The organism is Paenibacillus sp. NRS-1781 (assembly GCF_050467745.1).
Lineage (GTDB): Bacteria > Bacillota > Bacilli > Paenibacillales > Paenibacillaceae > Paenibacillus > Paenibacillus terrae_A.
Genome location: NZ_JBITPI010000049.1, coordinates 120,364 through 137,835 on the forward strand (window position 1 = coordinate 120,364; position 17,472 = coordinate 137,835).

Annotated in this window: 21 protein-coding genes; 20 read left to right on the forward strand and 1 reads right to left on the reverse strand. The window is 49.2% G+C overall.

Annotated elements, in window-relative coordinates; genetic code table 11:
• Positions 1-109 precede the first annotated feature (109 nt).
• Positions 110-382 (forward strand): HU family DNA-binding protein, encoded by a 273-nt coding sequence (locus tag ACIFO6_RS18695; protein ID WP_014282101.1) that lies wholly within the window; start codon positions 110-112, stop codon positions 380-382.
• A gap of 70 nt (positions 383-452) precedes the next feature.
• On the opposite strand, the gene ACIFO6_RS18700 is transcribed toward ACIFO6_RS18695, so the two are convergent.
• Positions 453-626 carry a hypothetical protein gene (locus ACIFO6_RS18700; RefSeq protein WP_430042759.1) on the reverse strand — a complete coding sequence of 58 codons (174 nt, stop codon included), beginning with the start codon at positions 624-626 and terminating at the stop codon, positions 453-455.
• A gap of 154 nt (positions 627-780) precedes the next feature.
• Here ACIFO6_RS18700 and mtrB point away from each other — a divergent pair, with 154 nt between their 5' ends.
• The 19 genes from mtrB (at position 781) to trpA (ending at position 17,431) form a co-directional block, all read left to right on the forward strand.
• Positions 781-1,011, forward strand: a complete 231-nt coding sequence (gene mtrB / locus ACIFO6_RS18705) for a trp RNA-binding attenuation protein MtrB (RefSeq protein ID WP_430042760.1) — start codon at positions 781-783, stop codon at positions 1,009-1,011.
• Positions 1,012-1,107: 96 nt separating this feature from the next.
• Entirely contained in the window at positions 1,108-1,659 is a 552-nt protein-coding gene (locus ACIFO6_RS18710) for a hypothetical protein (protein ID WP_430042762.1), read from the forward strand.
• Between the two features lie 116 nt (positions 1,660-1,775).
• Complete coding sequence (locus tag ACIFO6_RS18715; protein ID WP_430042764.1) at positions 1,776-2,645, forward strand: heptaprenyl diphosphate synthase component 1; 870 nt, start codon at positions 1,776-1,778, stop codon at positions 2,643-2,645.
• 9 nt (positions 2,646-2,654) lie between these two features.
• Positions 2,655-3,383: a demethylmenaquinone methyltransferase gene (locus ACIFO6_RS18720; RefSeq protein ID WP_430042766.1), complete on the forward strand. Its 729-nt coding sequence runs from the start codon at positions 2,655-2,657 to the stop codon at positions 3,381-3,383.
• A complete protein-coding gene (locus ACIFO6_RS18725; RefSeq protein ID WP_430042768.1) occupies positions 3,376-4,251 on the forward strand; it encodes a UbiA-like polyprenyltransferase in 876 nt (291 codons plus the stop codon). The genes ACIFO6_RS18720 and ACIFO6_RS18725 overlap by 8 nt, the downstream gene beginning before the upstream one ends.
• Complete coding sequence (locus tag ACIFO6_RS18730) at positions 4,248-4,910, forward strand: UbiX family flavin prenyltransferase (RefSeq protein ID WP_430042769.1); 663 nt, start codon at positions 4,248-4,250, stop codon at positions 4,908-4,910. Before ACIFO6_RS18725 ends, ACIFO6_RS18730 begins: the two co-directional genes overlap by 4 nt.
• Complete coding sequence (locus tag ACIFO6_RS18735; protein WP_430042771.1) at positions 4,867-5,733, forward strand: menaquinone biosynthetic enzyme MqnA/MqnD family protein; 867 nt, start codon at positions 4,867-4,869, stop codon at positions 5,731-5,733. The genes ACIFO6_RS18730 and ACIFO6_RS18735 overlap by 44 nt, the downstream gene beginning before the upstream one ends.
• Positions 5,730-6,704: a polyprenyl synthetase family protein gene (locus ACIFO6_RS18740; protein ID WP_430042772.1), complete on the forward strand. Its 975-nt coding sequence runs from the start codon at positions 5,730-5,732 to the stop codon at positions 6,702-6,704. Before ACIFO6_RS18735 ends, ACIFO6_RS18740 begins: the two co-directional genes overlap by 4 nt.
• A 110-nt stretch (positions 6,705-6,814) precedes the next feature.
• Positions 6,815-7,258 (forward strand): nucleoside-diphosphate kinase, encoded by a 444-nt coding sequence (gene ndk / locus ACIFO6_RS18745; protein WP_430042775.1) that lies wholly within the window; start codon positions 6,815-6,817, stop codon positions 7,256-7,258.
• Between the two features lie 30 nt (positions 7,259-7,288).
• On the forward strand, positions 7,289-8,089 hold the full coding sequence (locus ACIFO6_RS18750; protein ID WP_014282091.1) for a CheR family methyltransferase: 801 nt from the start codon (positions 7,289-7,291) through the stop codon (positions 8,087-8,089).
• Positions 8,090-8,318: 229 nt separating this feature from the next.
• Positions 8,319-9,488, forward strand: a complete 1,170-nt coding sequence (gene aroC, locus ACIFO6_RS18755; protein ID WP_430042777.1) for a chorismate synthase — start codon at positions 8,319-8,321, stop codon at positions 9,486-9,488.
• A gap of 1 nt (position 9,489) precedes the next feature.
• The gene (aroB, locus tag ACIFO6_RS18760; protein WP_430042919.1) at positions 9,490-10,584 is read left to right on the forward strand and encodes a 3-dehydroquinate synthase; all 1,095 of its coding nucleotides are present in this window, start codon (positions 9,490-9,492) and stop codon (positions 10,582-10,584) included.
• 2 nt (positions 10,585-10,586) lie between these two features.
• Positions 10,587-10,961: a chorismate mutase gene (gene aroH / locus ACIFO6_RS18765; RefSeq protein ID WP_430042779.1), complete on the forward strand. Its 375-nt coding sequence runs from the start codon at positions 10,587-10,589 to the stop codon at positions 10,959-10,961.
• Positions 10,962-11,335: 374 nt separating this feature from the next.
• Complete coding sequence (gene trpE, locus ACIFO6_RS18770) at positions 11,336-12,886, forward strand: anthranilate synthase component I (protein ID WP_430042781.1); 1,551 nt, start codon at positions 11,336-11,338, stop codon at positions 12,884-12,886.
• 35 nt (positions 12,887-12,921) lie between these two features.
• Positions 12,922-13,968 (forward strand): anthranilate phosphoribosyltransferase, encoded by a 1,047-nt coding sequence (trpD, locus tag ACIFO6_RS18775; protein WP_430042782.1) that lies wholly within the window; start codon positions 12,922-12,924, stop codon positions 13,966-13,968.
• Positions 13,958-14,752 (forward strand): indole-3-glycerol phosphate synthase TrpC, encoded by a 795-nt coding sequence (gene trpC, locus ACIFO6_RS18780; protein WP_430042784.1) that lies wholly within the window; start codon positions 13,958-13,960, stop codon positions 14,750-14,752. The genes trpD and trpC overlap by 11 nt, the downstream gene beginning before the upstream one ends.
• On the forward strand, positions 14,749-15,435 hold the full coding sequence (locus tag ACIFO6_RS18785) for a phosphoribosylanthranilate isomerase (protein ID WP_430042787.1): 687 nt from the start codon (positions 14,749-14,751) through the stop codon (positions 15,433-15,435). The genes trpC and ACIFO6_RS18785 overlap by 4 nt, the downstream gene beginning before the upstream one ends.
• Positions 15,432-16,628, forward strand: a complete 1,197-nt coding sequence (trpB, locus tag ACIFO6_RS18790) for a tryptophan synthase subunit beta (protein ID WP_014282083.1) — start codon at positions 15,432-15,434, stop codon at positions 16,626-16,628. Before ACIFO6_RS18785 ends, trpB begins: the two co-directional genes overlap by 4 nt.
• Complete coding sequence (gene trpA / locus ACIFO6_RS18795) at positions 16,625-17,431, forward strand: tryptophan synthase subunit alpha (RefSeq protein ID WP_430042789.1); 807 nt, start codon at positions 16,625-16,627, stop codon at positions 17,429-17,431. Before trpB ends, trpA begins: the two co-directional genes overlap by 4 nt.
• The last annotated feature ends 41 nt before the right edge of the window (positions 17,432-17,472 follow it).

The window sequence follows — 17,472 nt, forward strand, 5'->3', positions numbered from 1 at the left end:
TATGCAAGGCATATGCCGCCCGGGTTATTTTATACAGGCGACTTCATATCGGTTCTACAACACCGATAACCTTAATGCTGGACTACACTTGAATTGGGAGGTGAATATTATGAATAAAACGGATTTGATCAATCAGGTTTCCGAAAGCACTGAATTGTCCAAAAAGGACGTAACTAAAGCCGTTGACGCTGTATTCGAAGCGATCTCCGGAGCGCTACAAAACGGAGACAAGGTGCAACTGGTAGGTTTCGGGAACTTTGAGGTTCGTGAACGTTCTGCACGTAAAGGACGTAACCCGCAAACAGGAGAAGAAATCGAAATCCCTGCGAGCAAAATTCCGGCATTTAAACCGGGTAAAGCGCTCAAGGACGGAATTAAATAAGATTTCTTACATATTCCCATTGCGCTGGAAAGACCGTGAATTTGATTCACGGCCTTTTCTTTTTGTCCTGTTATTCCGTAGCAGATGCTATGCGGGACGAAGAAGGGGAAGCAGTTCTGTCGTTCCATGAGGCATAGGCGATCAGCACCAGCGGTTCACCCGTCAGCTCGGCAAATTCATGCTCCAACTGCTGAAGCCGCTCTACTTGGTCAGGGCTCAGATTAGCGGGACGATAGTTTTTCATCAGAGTTGCTCCTTTCGTTAGCGGGGACTGCACGGATAGTATGGCTCGGGACCCGGTAATTGTTGCAGTTTGCGCCAAAAGCATGTGGTTGACAAAACAAGCTCGAATCTCCATCATAAAAAGTATAGCTTCGGCTCTCAGGGGGGAAATGGATATGGAAGATAACGTGAAGAGTAGTAGTGAGTACGTTGTGATTAAAGCAAAAAGCAACGGATGTCAGGTTTTTGGTTTGACAAGAGGCCAGGATACACGCCTGCACCATTCAGAAAAATTGGACAAGGGTGAGGTGCTGATCGTCCAATTTACGGATCATACCTCTGCTATTAAAATTCGCGGCAAGGCCGTTGTGATGACCAAGCACGGGGTCGTGGATACAGAGGATTAAAATGCAGGCATAGCCTGCTTTTTTTTGTTGTACAATGAGAGTGAGGACCTTTACCGTAGCAAACCCATAACAGGGTAGGGGTCAGGGGAGGCTCTGATGAAACCTTGGATTGTGCTATGCGGCTCGATTCTCCTAACCACCGCCGCTGCTGTACTGCTACCATCCTTACAGGCGCTGGATTCGGGAACCGCAGCTGTTCGGGAGACACAGGCGACGATATCGTCGCAGCAGCGGGTGCTGCTGACTGATGACAATCTGGTGGATACGCTGGAGGAGCTTTCTTTGACGACACCAATTGCCAGCGTAAGCTGGGAACATTCAGTTCTGACTCTGGATGTAAAGCTGTCCAAGGAAGAAACTGCCCCGCTTGAAATCTATCAAAATATGGCGGAGATTGCCGCCTTTAGTTTTTATGGAACAACGAACGTACGGCAATTACTGCTTCGGGTAGTGACGCAGGACGAATGGTCAGGAGAACGGCATCTTCTGCTGGCATCCGATATACGCCGGAATGAATGGACGATTGAAGCACTGGATCAGCTGAGAAGCCGGGAAGGTGCGGACTTGCCGGAGGAACTGAAAGCCCGCTTCCATATTACGGTAACTCCTATGTGGCAAAGCAGGTTTAACGGTGTATACACAAATTAGGTATTTCTGTTGTTAGACCTACAGTACTTTAGTCGCGAATCATTTTAAATTGTGATATAATATAAGGCATTGCAATTATTTGAGTACACCAGAAAGTCATGGCTCGGAGGCTTAGGATGAAACCGTATCGCGTACCCCAATTAGCAAGGAAATATGTGGAATACGACATGATTCAACAACATACGGAAATGCCGGCTTTTCCTGACAGTCGTACCCGCCTGTTGTTTATGTTTTTGAACCGGAATGCGCAGGAGCTACATGCCAGCGAGGAAGAGCTCTACGCATTGGTCACCTCGCTTTTGCAGATGGGGCTGGATACGCATGATATGATTGATACTTTATCCGGTATACGAAGTCCGGAGGAAATGCGTTCCAGACAGCTGAAAGTGTTGGCTGGGGATTATTTTAGCAGCCGCTTTTATCAGCTGCTTGCATTGGCAGGCCACATCACGACCATTTCGAAGCTGAGTGATGCTGTATGTGAAGTGAACGCTGGTAAAATGAGCCTGTATTGGGAGATGAAGCATCTCCGTCTGAATTCGGCACGGTATTTAACTCAGATGGTTCGTTTTAAAAAGGAGCTTTTTCTATCCTTTACTTCCCTTGTGGCAGAGCAGGATCGGGAAGTCTGGGAGCAGCTTCTCAACGAATTTTCCCTCTGTGATACGCTGGCAGAGGAATGGCACAAGCGTACAGGATCGGACAAGTCCCGTTTCGGATATATGTTCTGGCATGTTTATAGTAATGCTGACCAGAGCGAACGGGAACTGCTGTCTGAGAGTGGTTCAGACACTAATGTATGGTACAAGCTTGTTCTGAAGTACAAAGCCGAGGACGCGATACTGAACAAACTCCAGACGACTGTTACACACATCCGACAGATCCTGTCAGATGATCAAAATACGGGGATCGAGGAATTCGAACGCATGCTGGAGCCTTTCCTGAAGCTGCTGAATAGTCCACACCCGGTTGTGAGGGAAGGTTAGGTGAACGTCATGGGATCAAGCGACACCAAGCCGAAAGAGCAATTCGTTCATGGCGTGTTTGAAAGCATCGCGGGTAAATACGATTTGATGAACGATATACTGAGCTTTCGCAGACATAAGGCTTGGCGTAAATTTACGATGAAAAAAATGAACATGCACCATGGGAATACGGCAATCGACCTTTGCTGTGGTACGTGTGACTGGACGCTCGCGATGGCGCGTGCAAGTGAAAGTGGTCACATCGTAGGGCTGGATTTTAGCCAGAACATGCTGAATGTAGGCGAGCGCAAGATTACATCAGAAGCCCGTGAAAAGCAGATCATGCTTGTTCAGGGCAACGCGATGGAGTTGCCTTTTGAAGACAATTCTTTTGACTACGCGACGATTGGCTTCGGTCTGCGTAATGTGCCTGATTTGCGCCGCGTATTACAGGAAATGCAGCGTGTCGTCAAACCTGGCGGGCAGGTTGTATGTCTGGAACTATCCAAGCCTACATGGCAGCCGTTCAAGGGGATTTACTATGCATACTTTAAACACATCCTGCCCATGCTCGGCAAATTGTTCGCCAAACGTTATGAGCAATACAAATGGCTCCCTGATTCGTTGGCGCTTTTTCCGGGAAGGGATGAGCTGGCTGGCATCTTCCGTGAAGTCGGATTAAAGGATGTACAGGCTCATTCTCTCACTGGAGGCATTGCGGCATTGCATATTGGAATCAAGGAGAGTCAGCATGTTTAAGAAAATTGCTATTTTTTTGGAAATGATTAAAATTGAACATACGTTATTTGCGCTCCCATTTGCATTTATGGGGGCTGTATTGGGGTCAGTTGTTGTGACAGGCACGCTTCCTTCGTGGTCACAGATCGGATGGATTTTGCTGGCTATGGTCGGCGCACGTAGCGCGGCTTTCGGTTTCAATCGTATGATCGACCGTGTTATTGATGGGAAAAATCCGCGTACGGCAGGACGTGCCATCCCGGCGGGGCTGCTCAAGTCCAGCGAAGTGGTTCTTTTTATTATTGTTAGCTTGGCGCTACTATTTTGGGCATCGCTCAATTTAAGTGCATTGGCGTTCAAGCTGTTCCCACTGGCTTTTTTAATGCTTGTTTTTTATTCCTATACCAAACGTTTCACCTGGCTTTGCCATATTGTGCTTGGCTTGACAATTGGCTTGGCGCCACTGGGTAGCTGGGTAGCTGTGACTGGGCAAATAGATATGACGGCAATTGTTTTTTATCTCACCGTTGCCTTCTGGACGGCTGGCTTTGATATTATTTATGCTTGCCAGGATATTGATTTTGACCAGAACGAGGGGGTTTACTCCATTCCTGCCCGTTTTGGTATAGCAGGTGCGCTTAAAATTGCTCGTGCATTCCATGTGATTACGGCGATCGGGTTTATTGTGATGTTTTTTATTGCTGATTTAAGCTGGTGGTATCTGGCGGGCATGATTATTTCTTATATGATGTTATTTTATCAGCATTATATCGTTACTCCGAAGGACCTGAGTCGTTTGCAGACAGCGTTCTTTACGATGAACAGTGTGCTTAGCATTGTTGTATTTACTTTTACACTGGTTGATTTGGTGGTGCGTCAATACTTATGAATCATAATCAGGTGAGCAACCATCAAGGCAAACGAATCGTTATTGGCATTACAGGCGCGAGCGGAAGTATTTATGGGATACGACTGGTAGAGATACTGCTGGATTTGCAATACACCGTTCACCTGATTGTTTCCAACGCCGGCTGGCGGGTACTGAAAGAGGAATTAGGCTGGAACGTGACTGACCGGGAAGGGGCTCTGAATGACAAATTCGGAGGCCGTCCCGGTTCTCTTGTATACCATCCGTTTACGGATATTGGCGCTTCGATTGCGAGTGGCTCATATTTGGTGGACGCGATGGTTATCATGCCCTGCTCGATGGGAACATTGTCCGCAGTGGCGCATGGCTCGTCCGATAATCTCATGGCGCGTGCAGCAGACGTGATGTTGAAGGAAGGCCGTCCGCTCATTTTAGTGCCGCGTGAGACACCGCTGCATGCCATTCATTTGGAAAATATGCTTAAGCTTGCAAGGCTCGGGGTCAAAATGATTCCTGCTATGCCGGCTTTTTACTTTCATCCGAAGACGCTGGATGATATCGTACTGTTCCTCGTAGGCAAAGTATTGGACAGCTTGCGTATTGAACATCAACTGTTTACGAGATGGGGGGATTCCGATGCCGACACCGGACACCAAGACAATCACAATCGGAAAAATTAAATATACAAATGCTTGGCCCGTTTTTCATTATTTTAATCCTTCACACCTCCTCCATCCGGCGGAGCTGGTTTCCAGAGTCCCGGCTGAATTGAACCGCAGTATGCTGAAAGGAAATCTGGATATCAGTGCGATGTCCTCCTTTGCTTATGCATCCGGTGCCGAAGATATGCTGCTGTTGCCAGATCTGTCTGTCAGCGCAGACGGTCCTGTGCAATCCATTTTGCTGTTCTCTCGCAAGCCGCTCGATGAAATTAAAAACGGAACAATTGCGTTGACGAATACATCTGCTACATCCGTGAATTTGCTGAAAATTTTGATGCAGAAGGCGTGGGAAGGCCAACCTTCTTATTTCGACTGCGAGCCGGATTTGGATTTGATGCTGGAGCAGGCGGATGCGGGGCTGTTGATTGGAGATCATGCAATCAAGGCATCCTGGCGGCGTGATGGTCTGTACGTTACGGACCTTGGAGAAGAGTGGAAACGCTGGACGGGGTACAGTATGACCTTTGCCGTATGGGCAGTACGCCGTGCTTTTGCTACACAGAATCCTGATGCGGTGACTGAAGTAGCGAATGCATTTCGTGCAAGCAAGCGGCGCAGCCTGTCTGATCTGACGTCTGTTATCTCCGAAGCCTGCAAGGAAATTGGAGGTCTGCGGGATTATTGGGAGCGCTACTTTACTAATCTGTGTTATGATTTTGGAGAGAAGGAACAAAAGGGTTTAGAGCTATATTTTCAGTATGCGCATGAACTGGGGCTGCTTGACCGACGAGTGAAGCCGCTTCTCTGGAGTGACAATACGCTGACACGGGTGAAAGAATGAAACGATTGGATTTGTTTGGTTTATTAAAGAAGGATATGAACTTCATAGAAGAAGAGCTGTACCGCAGCATCGACAGCACAGAGCCGTTGATTAATGATACGTCGCTTCATCTGCTCAAAGCGGGAGGCAAGCGTTTGCGGCCGGTATTTGTACTGCTGGGAGGCAAGTTTGGGGAATACGATCTGGACAAGCTCAAACGCATAGCGGTACCGCTGGAACTGATTCATTCTGCTTCCCTCGTTCACGATGATGTGATTGACGATGCGGAGATGAGGCGCGGCCAGCCAACTGTGAAGTCCAAATGGGACAATCGGGTGGCCATGTACACCGGAGACTACATATATGCACGTGCGCTTTCGATCGTCGCGGGACTGCCGAATCCAGACATTCATCGGGTGCTGTCCAAGGCACTGGTGCAAATGTCCATCGGTGAAATGGAACAAATTCGCGATTTTTTTAACGTGGATCAGAGTGTACGTAATTACTTGCTTCGCATACGTCGCAAAACGGCATTGTTGATTGCGGTCAGCTGCCAATTGGGAGCTATGGCTGCGGGTGCGAGGGAAAGAGTAAATTCTCTTTTGTACACCTATGGCTACAATGTAGGTATGGCCTTTCAAATTCAGGATGATTTGCTCGATCTGTGTGGCACGGAAAAAAAGATTGGCAAGCCGCCGGGCAGTGATATGAGGCAGGGGAATATTACGCTTCCGGTGATTTATGCGCTAGGACAGCCTGAGCTGCGTGACGATCTATTGGCTGAAATCGGTCGTATTCAGGCTGGGGACGGGCAGGGAGATGCTCGCAAAGCGGTGGATATGATTAAAAAAAGTGAAGGAATCGCTAAAGCAGAAATTCTCGCCGACCGATATATAAAAAAAGCGCTATACGCGCTGGACTTACTGCCAGATGTCAAAACGAAAAAGACGCTGCGCGATATTGCTCATTTTGTTACCCGCCGCTCCTACTAAAGTTGTGTCTTGGGACTGCTGTGACAAAATACTTTAACCGTTTCCAAGCTTTCTGTTATAATACAGATTAGTACTGTATAAATACATTAGATTGGATTGGGAGTGAGTCGATGGATCGTACGTTTTTGATGGTTAAACCGGATGGAGTACAACGCGGACTAATTGGACGTATTATTAGTCGTCTGGAAGACAAAGGCTTCAAAATGACGGCTGGTAAGCTTGTGCAGGTATCTAGAGAACAGGCGGAACGGCATTATGCGGAGCATGTGGGCAAGCCCTTTTTTGAAGAGCTTGTAGGCTTTATCACTTCTGGTCCTGTATTCGCCATGGTTTGGGAAGGGGATAACATCGTTAGCCTGTCCCGCCTGCTGATTGGTAAAACACAAGTGACAGAGGCTCTTCCGGGTACGATCCGGGGAGACTTTGCTGCACATACACCGTTTAACCTCATTCACGGTTCAGATTCACCGGAGAGCGCGGAGCGCGAGATTGCGAATTTTTTCACGCCGGAGGAAACCGTTCGGTATGAAAAAAGTGTGGCGACCTGGGTGTAAGTTTAATTTCGAATGAAGAAGGATGGTAGCATGACGGATATGGAACTGGGTCAGACGGACCCCGATTACACAGCGTTTATCCGCAAAATCAAGGACAGCACAGGTATTGATCTTGCACAATACAAGGAAGCACAGATGAAAAGGCGGTTAACGACGCTTCGCAACAAAAACGGGTTTCCCAGTTTTGTTTCTTTTTATGATGCCATGATGAAAGAAAAGCCCCTGTTCTATGAATTTCTGGATCGGATGACGATCAATGTTTCAGAGTTTTGGCGTAATCCCAATCGGTGGGAAGTACTGCGGGATACGATTTTGCCACAGCTGCTTGCAGGTAAGCAGAAGCTCAAGCTGTGGAGTGCGGCCTGCTCGACTGGCGAGGAGCCGTACAGCTTGGCTATGGTGCTAGACGGCAAGGGAATTTTGGGGAATTGCTCCATTACGGCCTCTGACATTGATGACGGCGCACTGGCTAAAGCCAAGGAAGGCAGATATTTGGAGCGTTCGCTCAAGGATGTGCCTGAACAGGTAGCTAGTAAGTATTTCAAGCCGGATGGTGCGATGTATCGAATTGACGACCGTTTGAAGCAGGCTGTGAAATTTCAAAAGCAAAATTTACTTCTGGATCGGTTTGAGGACGGCTACGATCTCATTATCTGCCGTAATGTCATGATTTATTTTACGGAAGAGGCCAAGCATAAGCTGTACCAGAAGTTTGCTGCCAGTCTTCGTCCCGGCGGTGTGCTGTTTGTCGGCAGTACAGAGCAAATTTTTTCTCCAAACCAATATGGTCTGGAATCAACGGAAACCTTTTTTTATCGTAAAAAAGCATAAGCCTGGACATATAGTCCATTGTTTTGTAGCTAGCTGTGCCTAACAACGAGTACGTTGGCTGTTGTCTTATCAGAAGCGCACGTCCTTTGGCTTTGACCAAAGGGCGTGTTTTTTTGTTTATCTGCACTCTCGTGGCTTTTCTTGTCAAAGAAAGGTGCGTATACTATAATGAAGCACAGTTAAAGATTTTAGCGATGCACAGTTTAACAGTTTAAAGGGGGAACGCGTCATGAGTTTACGTTACTTAACCGCGGGGGAAACGCATGGTCCCCAGCTTACTGCGATTGTAGAGGGCATGCCGAGCAATTTAAAATTGGATTTTGAAGAATTGAATTTTCAGCTACACCGTCGTCAGAAGGGGTATGGACGGGGTCGGCGTATGCAGATTGAAAAGGATACGGCCAACATTGCCGGAGGCGTTCGTCACGGGTATACCACAGGTGCGCCGATTGCTCTGATTGTGGAAAACAACGATTGGAAGCATTGGCAGAACATTATGAATATTGAGCCCATCGAAGGTAGTGACGAGGAAAAGCGCCGGGTTCACCGTCCGCGTCCGGGTCATGCAGATTTGAACGGCGGATTGAAATACAATCTGAAGGATCTGCGCAACGTGCTGGAACGTTCCAGTGCCCGTGAGACGGCAATTCGTGTTGCCTGCGGCGGTTTGGCCCGTCAATTGCTGGCAGAGTTTGGAATCAAGGTCGCTGGTCAGGTTATCCGCATTGGAGAAATCGAGGCACCTCACCGTGAATTGCCGATTGACGAGCTGATTGCCGTGACAGAAGCTTCTTCAGTGAGAGTAACCGATCCGGAAATCGAAAAGAAAATGGAAACCTACATTGATCAAATCAAGCAAGAAGGCGATTCGGTTGGTGGCGTAGTGGAATGTATTGTGGAAGGTGTTCCCATTGGTCTGGGCAGTCATGTTCAGTATGATCGGAAGCTGGATGCACGCATTGCCCAAGGAGTCATGTCCATTAATGCGTTCAAAGGCGTGGAAATCGGTATTGGCTTTGAAGCTGGAGAACTGCGTGGTTCGCAGGTGCATGATGAGATTTTGCATGATGACGAACGTGGATATCACCGCCGTACCAATCGTTTGGGCGGTTTCGAGGGTGGCATGACCAACGGAATGCCTGTCGTGGTTCGCGGCGTGATGAAGCCGATCCCGACGCTGTACAAGCCGCTGCAAAGCGTGGATATTGATACGAAGGAAGCGTTCACCGCTCAGGTTGAGCGTTCGGATGCGTGTGCGGTACCAGCGGCAAGCGTAGTCATGGAGCATGTCGTAGCCTGGGAGATTGCGAAGGCTTTGCTTGAAAAATTCGGCGGGGATTCGATTGAAGAGATCCGTGCGAACATTGCATCCTACGAAGAACAACTGGGACGGTACTAAGATGAGTACGCTGACGGTACAACTTGGAGAACGTTCCTATCCCATTCATATCGGGCGTGGACTGCTGCATCGGGCCGGAGAGCTTTTGAAGGAACGAGAAATTGCGCAAAAAAGTCCATTGTTGATTGTTTCTGACGAACACACAGCAGAATTTTATTTGGCGACACTGGAGAGCAACCTCCAGGCAGCAGGATACATGACGGTTTCCTACGTCGTTAAGCCGGGTGAAAAGTCCAAATCACTTGCTGTGTATGAGCAGGTGATTACAGCAGCTATCGAGGGCGGTTTGGACCGAAATTCAGCTGTTATCGCACTTGGTGGTGGTGTAGTGGGCGATCTGGCAGGATTTGTGGCAGCTTCTTTTATGAGAGGCGTCAAGTTCGTACAGATTCCAACTACAATCCTTGCGCATGACAGCAGCGTGGGCGGTAAGGTCGGCATCAATCATCCTTTGGCGAAAAATATGATTGGAGCCTTCCATCAGCCGGAATTGGTATTGTATGACGTGGATACGTTGTCTACATTGCCTCCGCGTGAGGTATCCGCTGGGCTGGCTGAAATGATCAAGCATGGCCTGATCTGGGATGCTGAATTTGCCCAGTGGTGCCGTGATCATGCAACTGACTTGCTGGCTTTGGATGCAGCGGCCCTGGAGTATGGTCTGGAGAAGGGCTGTTCTGTGAAAGCCGAAGTGGTGTCGCGCGATGAACGTGAAAACGATTTACGCGCTATTCTAAACCTCGGTCACACCATTGGTCATGCGATAGAGGCGATTGCGGGGTATGGCGAGTTTTTACATGGGGAAGCGATTTCTATTGGTATGGTCGGCTCTGCACTTCTGGGTGTGAAGCTGGGGGCAGATCCTTCTTTGGTTACAGAAACGAGGGATATGCTCGCTTCGCTTCGTCTACCGACCTCTCTTCCCACTCATCTCGAAACAGATCGTCTGCTGGATGCGATGATGCATGACAAAAAGTTTAAGGAAGGCAGTATTACTTTTGTCGTCCCACGCAGCATCGGGCGTGTGGAGGTAGTGAAGGATATTTCCGTCTCTTACATCCGACAAGTAATTGAACAGCTAAAAGAGGAGGCGTAACGATGTACAATCGTGGAATTCGTGGGGCGACGACCGTAGCGAACAATGAAGAAAACGAAATTTTAGAAGCGACATGCCTACTGTTAGATGAAATTGTGTCCTACAATGGAATTCAGCCGGAGGATATTAGCAACGTATGGATTACGGTGACCCATGATCTGAATGCTACTTTCCCGGCAAAGGCGATCCGCCAGCTTGACGGCTGGGATATGGTTCCGCTTATGTGTTCGTTAGAAATTCCCGTAGAGGGCAGCTTGCCGAAATGCATCCGTTTGATGGTACAGGTGAATACGGTTAAAACACAGCGGGAAATCAAACATGTATATTTGAACGGAGCGCAGGCACTGAGACCGGATTTGGCATCCCAAAGGAAGTAATCGCCCGTTTTTAAAGTTGATGGTTGCCAAAGTAACATCGTATGAGATATAGTGTGTGTAGCAGAGTTGAGTAGAGTTAGGCAGAGTTGAGATGAGAAGAGTGCAGTTGAGCCAATTCCATATGAAGATTACAGAGACCAGCGGTAGCGGGTAAGCTTTTGTCCACGGAGAACCTTCCTGGATGGAGAGGCTTATTTGAAGTAACCCAGGTTATGCAAAGGGATGAGTTTATTACTTTGTATATTTGCTGTAGTATTTTGCATATGGCAGCATTCTTATAATTTCAATAACTGACAGCCTCTACCTTCCGGGTAGAGGCTTTTTTTATATTCTCTCCTTTGGGTTCTGCGCCAATTTGGAAAGGAAGTGATCTCATGTTAACGCCGCATGTGGAGCAAGTGATAACGATGGCGAATGAATTTAACCTGATTCCTGTGTACAAAAAAGTGCTGGCCGATATGGAGACGCCGATCCGGATTTTCCGTCGGTACGCTGAGCGGGACCGGGCCTTTCTGCTGGAGAGTGTAGAAGGAGGCAAGCAGTGGGCGCGATATTCATTCATCGGGACGGACCCGTTCCTGATGGTTTCCGGCAAAAAAGACCGTTTGATTCTGGAGCAGCATGGTAAGCGACAAATATTAAACGACAAGCCGCTTGAAGAGCTCAAGGCCTTGCTTCGCAAGTACCGCAGCCCGAAGCTGAAAGAGATGCCTCCATTTACAGGCGGGGCTATCGGATTTTTTGGATATGATCTGCTGCAATACTACGAAAAACTGCCAGAGCATTCAGTAGATGATTTGAATATGGATGACATTCGTTTTATGTTCTGCGATCAAGTTATCGTTTTTGATCATGTGAAGCAGCAAATTTTGCTGGTGGGCAATGTTCATGTAGGAGAAGGCTTCCGCGATGAGGACATCCGTGCTGCTTATGCCGAGGTGGAGCGCAAGCTGGAGGCAACAGCGCAGTACCTGCGTAAGCAAACACCTCCAGAGACGATGGGAGCAGCCTCTATTCCTGACGATGTGGAGTTGGGAGAGATTCAATCGAATGTAACGAAGGAGCAGTTTATTTCAAACGTGGAGCAGGCGAAGGAATATATTCGCTCAGGCGATATTTTTCAGGTTGTGCTATCCCAGCGCTTTCACATTGACACAGAAGCCTCTCCTTTACAGGTATACCGCGTGCTGCGCACGATGAACCCGTCTCCTTATATGTATTATTTGAAAATGGATGACGAGATCATCGTGGGCACTTCGCCGGAGGCACTCGTCAAGGTGGAAAACGGTCGGGTGGAAACCCGTCCTATTGCCGGAACGAGGCCGCGTGGCGTGACGGAGACAGAGGATATAGCGCTCGCTGAAGAGTTGCTGAAGGATGAAAAAGAACGTGCCGAGCATCTGATGCTGGTCGATTTGGGAAGAAATGATCTGGGACGTGTATCTCAGTTCGGTACGGTCAAATGCGATACGTTTATGGAAATTGAACGCTATTCCCACGTGATGCACATTGTATCCAATGTATCGGGGGAACTACGGGAGGATAAAGATTTCTTCGATGCTTTCCTGTCCTGCTTGCCAGCGGGTACAGTATCAGGGGCTCCGAAGCTGCGGGCGATGGAGATTATTGCCGAGCTGGAGCGGGAAGCGCGTGGGCCTTATGCAGGAGCCATCGGATATTTAGGCTTCTCGGGCAATATGGATGCTTGCATCACGATTCGTACGATTGTGTTTAAAAAGAACCGGGCCTATGTTCAGGCGGGTGCAGGGATTGTGTGGGACTCGGTTCCAGAAAGCGAGTATCAGGAAACGGTGAACAAGGCCAAGGCGATGCTGAAAGCGATCCGCACGGCTGAAGCGATGTTCCCGGCGACGGTACAGCCCTACAACAGCGTCATCAATCAGGATTATTTGTATACTCCGTAGCACACAAAAAATCTGATTTTTAGGAGGAGACGACGATGGAACGACATGACATGATGCAAGTAGGGTTAAGCCGGGTCATTGAGGGGCAGCATCTTTCACGTACAGAGGCCCGTAGCGTGATGGAACAGATTATGAGTGGAAATGCCACGCAAGCGCAAATTGGCGGGTTGCTGACGGCTTTGCGCATCAAGGGGGAGACAGTGGAGGAAATCACCGGATTTGCTGAGGCCATGCGCAGCTACGCAAGTCCCGTGCAAATTGGAGAAGGTGATACCCATTTGCTGGACACATGTGGAACCGGAGGTTCGGGTATTCACAAGTTTAATATTTCCACGATATCTGCTATTATTGCGGCTTCTGTATCTGTACGGGTAGCGAAGCATGGCAATCGCTCTGCAAGCGGACGTGCTGGGAGCGCCGATGTGCTGGAGGCCCTCGGGGTCAATATCCATTTGACGAGTGATCAGGCGCGGTCATGTCTGGATCGCATCGGCATCTGCTTTTTATTTGCGCAGTTGTATCATCCATCTATGAAGCATGCTGCCGCTCCACGCCGGGAGCTTGGAGTACGGACGGTGTTTAACATGCTTGGTCCCTTGACGAATCCGGCAGGTGCGGATCGGCAGTTGCTGGGGATTTATGATGCGGGAAAAACGGAAGTGATCGCTGAGGTGCTGAATCGACTCGGTTCCAAGCGGGCCATGGTCGTCAGCAGTCTGGACGGACTGGATGAAATCAGCATTTCAGCACCGACACAGGTATCTGAGCTAAAGGATGGTCAGGTTCATACGTTTGAGCTTAACCCGTCGGATCTGGGTTTGCAGACGCACCGTCTCGATGAAGTGCTGGGTGGAGATGCACAGGTTAACGCGGACATTATCCAAAGGATTTTGAACGGGGAGCGCGGAGCTTATCGGGATGTCGTGTTAGCGAATGCTGGTGCGTGCATCTATGTTTCGGGCGCAGCAGCAACCTTGACGGATGGAGTAGCACGGGCAGCGGAAGCGATTGACTCGGGGCTGGCCCTGTCCAAGCTGGATCAATTAATTCAGGCAACGGGGGAATATCAATATGTATCTTGATCGAATTGTAGTGACGAAGCGACAGGAAGTAGAGCAGCTTAAGGAGCATTTTCAAATCAGTAAAGCCGAACGATTGGTTGCCGATTTACCTGCGACGAGAGGATTCGAGGATGCTATAGCTCTGCGCCGCAATCGTCCGCTCGGACTGATTGCCGAGGTGAAGAAGGCTTCCCCCTCCAAGGGGTTGATCCGACCGGATTTCCATCCGGTGGACATTGCACGGGCATATGAGGAAGCTGGAGCGGATTGCATTTCTGTCCTGACGGATGTGACGTACTTTCAGGGGAGTCCTGAATACTTGCACCAAATTCGTGAACAGGTAAAGATTCCGCTGCTGCGCAAGGATTTTATCATTGATGAACGGCAAATTTATGAAGCTCGTCTGCTGGGAGCCGATGCGGTGCTGTTGATTGCGGCTATACTGGAGCCACGTGTTTTGGGGTCATTTTTACAGATTGCCAAAGAACTGGGCCTGGACGCATTGGTAGAGGTGCATGACAGTGAGGAGCTTAAAGCTGTGCTGGATCTGGGGACAGCAACCTTGGTTGGTGTGAACAATCGAAATCTGCGGACATTTGAGACCCGGCTCCAGACGACAGAGGAGCTGATCTCACTGATTCCTCATGGGGTCACGTTTATCAGCGAAAGCGGCATTGCCGGACCCGAAGATGTGAAGTATTTACATTCAGTAGGCGTACACGGCATCCTGGTAGGAGAGCATCTGATGCGCAAGGATGATGTAGGACAGGCTGTAGCCGATTTGATGGACGGGGTTAAGGCATGAACAAAACGGGCATAAAAATTTGTGGACTTCAAAGCGTTGAAGTGCTAAAATCTATGGTAAACTTACCGGTCGATTATATAGGTTTTGTGTTTGCCGACAGCAAGCGCCGAATTGACGGCGCACAGGCTGGAGAGCTGCTTCGCCTATTGGATGAATGGACCCCAGGCAGCAAACCGCGCAGCGTGGGCGTATTTGTGAACCCTGATGACGCACTGTTAAATGATGTCATGGAAAAAGCACCATTGGATGTCATTCAACTGCACGGGCAGGAGAGTCCGCAGCGCTGCCGGGAGATCAGGGAGCATTTTGGCGTACAGGTATTCAAGGCATGGTCTGTGGACAGTAAAGGACAGACGGTGAAGGGTCAGACAGAATGCCTGACGGACGAATTGGATGCCTATGCCGGAACGATTGACGCTTTACTGCTGGATACATATGATCCCCTATATGGTGGCGGCTCCGGCAAAACGTTTGCGTGGGATCGGATTCCTGCCTATCAGGCTTGGACCCAACAATATGAAATTCCTTTGTTTGTAGCCGGCGGGCTGACTGCCGATAATGCGGAAAAGCTGGTTACCGAGTACCATCCCGAAGGGCTGGATGTGTCCAGCGGTGTAGAGACGGATGGAGTCAAGGACATTGCAAAAATCACAGCATTCGTAGAAAGGGTGAAGCAGGCATGACACAATTACCTGATAATAACGGACGTTTTGGAACATTTGGCGGACGTTTTGTACCGGAAACATTGATGAACGCACTGATTGAATTGGAGGAATCCTACCGGAAGTATGCGGATGATCCTGATTTTAATGCAGAGCTGAACGGACTGCTAAAGGATTATTCGGGCCGGGAAACGCCGCTCTATTATGCGGAGCGTCTGAGTCAGCATTTGGGCAAGGCTAAAATTTACTTGAAACGTGAAGATTTGAACCATACTGGAGCCCACAAAATTAATAATGCGCTGGCGCAGGGACTGCTGGCGAAGCGTATGGGCAAGCAGAAGGTCATTGCCGAAACAGGCGCAGGCCAGCATGGTGTTGCGACGGCGACCGTCGCGGCATTGCTCGGACTGGAGTGCAAGGTGTTTATGGGGGAAGAGGATACCGTACGCCAGCAGTTAAATGTATTCCGTATGCAACTATTGGGTGCAGAAGTCATTCCGGTTACATCGGGCACACGTACACTCAAGGATGCCGGGAATGAAGCTTTGCGGTATTGGGTGAGCCATGTCCATGATACGTTCTATATTTTGGGCTCGGCGGTCGGACCACATCCGTATCCAATGATGGTGCGCAACTTTCAGCGTGTCATTGGCGACGAAACCCGCCGTCAAATTCTCGAAAAAGAAGGCAGACTTCCAGATGTCGTGGTAGCGGCGATCGGTGGCGGAAGTAATGCCATCGGTATGTTCTATCCTTTTATCGAGGATCACGAGGTAGCATTGCTTGGCGTCGAGGCGGCTGGAAAAGGCGTGGAAACGGAATTTCATGCAGCAACGATGAGCAAGGGAACGCAAGGTGTATTCCAAGGCTCTATGAGTTATCTGCTTCAGGATGAATACGGACAGGTACAGCCTGCGCATTCCATCTCGGCGGGATTGGACTATCCGGGGGTTGGGCCGGAGCATTCGTATTTGAAGGATATTGAGCGGGCCAAGTATGTTCCGATTTCCGATCAGGAAGCCCTGGATGCTCTCCAATTGTTATGCCGTACGGAAGGTATTCTTCCGGCGTTGGAGTCGGCACATGCAGTTGCACAGGTCGTTAAACTGGCACCTACCTTGACGGCGGATGATATTATTGTGATCTGTTTGTCGGGTCGCGGTGACAAAGATGTGGACTCCATTATTAAGCATTTGGGAGGAAATCCGTCATGAATTTAATTGATCAGGTGTTTAGACGCCTCAAAAATGGAGGGAAAACGGCATTAATTCCGTTCCTGACGGTAGGCGATCCGGATGTGGACACGACGGTAGAAATCATTCGGCAACTGGAATTGGCTGGAGCCGATATATTAGAGCTGGGCGTTCCATATTCGGACCCGCTGGCTGACGGACCTGTCATTCAGCGTGCGTCTGAGCGTGCGTTGAAACGGCAGATCTCGATCCGCACGTGTATGGAGACGGCTTCTCTGGCTCGGGCGGCGGGATCAAGCCTGCCTTTTATTTTGTTCACATATTATAATCCTGTGTTGCAGATGGGCATGGATGCTTTCTTTGCAGGCTTGCAGAAGCATGGCATCAGCGGCCTGATTATTCCCGATCTTCCGCTTGAGGAAGCAGAAGAGCTGGGAGGACGGGCAGCAGAGGTTGGTGTGCATCTGATTCCGTTGGTTGCTCCAACTTCTGAACAGCGGATTGAACGAATTGTTCGTCAAGCGCGCGGGTTTGTATACTGTGTATCCTCCCTTGGTGTGACCGGGGAAAGAGCTTCATTTTTTGAGGGTATAGAGGGCTTCATCGCGCAGGTCAAGCGGCATACGGATATTCCGGTGGCGGTTGGGTTCGGTATCTCTACTAGGGAGCAGGTAGCCCGTTTTTCAGACATCTGTGATGGAGTCGTCGTCGGAAGTGCCATTGTGCGTCAGGTGGAGGAAGCGATCCCGCTGTTGGACGATTCTGCGCGCAGAGAAGAGGGACTTTTGCAAATTCGTAATTTTGTGGCACAATTAAAGCAGTAGCTTGCGTCAATATAGAAAGCAGCGAATATAGTTTTGAATGG